The sequence below is a fragment of the Streptomyces calidiresistens genome, assembly GCF_014141525.1.
In the GTDB taxonomy this organism is placed as follows: Bacteria; Actinomycetota; Actinomycetes; order Streptomycetales; family Streptomycetaceae; genus Streptomyces; species Streptomyces calidiresistens.
In genome coordinates this window covers 1-507 of the sequence record NZ_VKHS01001390.1, presented here as the reverse complement: position 1 = coordinate 507, position 507 = coordinate 1, and the positions used below count along the sequence as shown (strand labels likewise).

The following is a 507-nucleotide window of genomic DNA, read 5'->3' as shown; positions in this document are numbered from 1 at the left end:
CATCTCCCGGTGCTCGAAGCTGATGTCGCGGGCCTGACCGTCGATCAGGCGGCGGGTCGCCGAGGCCAGGCGACGGGCGGCACGGGCGGCGTGCTCCCCTCCCTCCACCAGCAGGATCTCGCCGGCCAGGGCGAACAGCGCGTCACCGACGAGGATGGCGTGGGCCGGGCCGTGCACCTTCCACACGGTGTCCCGGTGGCGGCGCTGCTCGTCACCGTCCATCAGGTCGTCGTGCAGCAGGGAGAAGTTGTGGACCAGCTCGACCGCCACCGCGCCGGGCACCCCGACGGTGGGGGCGGCGCCGGCGGCTTCCGCGGAGAGCACCGCGAGGGCGGGGCGCACCGCCTTGCCGCCGTCCGCGTCGGCGGGGCGGCCGTCGGCGTCGATCCAGCCGAAGTGATAGGCGGCCACGGTGTCCATGGGCGGCGCGAGCCGGTCCACGGCGGCCCGCAGGGCGGGGGTGGTCAGCGCGCGCCCCTCTTCCAGGAGCTCCCGGACGGCGTTGGT

General features: G+C 75.7%; 1 protein-coding gene. It reads right to left on the bottom strand.

The annotated features are described in order from the left end of the window. Positions 1 to 507 (bottom strand): polyprenyl synthetase family protein (locus FOE67_RS27475; RefSeq protein WP_182667514.1); only part of this gene is annotated, 507 nt, incomplete at both ends.